The organism is Streptomyces sp. NRRL F-5755, from assembly GCF_001279365.1.
GTDB classification, from domain to species: domain Bacteria; phylum Actinomycetota; class Actinomycetes; order Streptomycetales; family Streptomycetaceae; genus Streptomyces; species Streptomyces rimosus.
The window spans coordinates 1-217 of the sequence record NZ_LGCW01000244.1 but is presented as its reverse complement, the minus strand read 5'-3'; the positions used below and the strand labels follow the sequence as shown (position 1 = coordinate 217).

The 217-nt window shown below is 55.8% G+C and carries 1 rRNA gene; it reads left to right on the top strand.

The features are described 5' to 3' along the window. Positions 1-217: ribosomal RNA gene (locus ADK86_RS19490) — 23S ribosomal RNA — on the top strand; the annotation flags it as partial.

Sequence of the window (217 nt, the reverse complement as noted above, 5' to 3'; positions counted from 1 at the left end):
CGATAGCGGATAGTACCGTGAGGGAATGGTGAAAAGTACCGCGGGAGCGGAGTGAAATAGTACCTGAAACCGTGTGCCTACAAGCCGTGGGAGCGTCGCTGTCGTCCTTTGGATGGCAGTCGTGACTGCGTGCCTTTTGAAGAATGAGCCTGCGAGTTTGCGGTATGTTGCGAGGTTAACCCGTGTGGGGAAGCCGTAGCGAAAGCGAGTCCGAAGA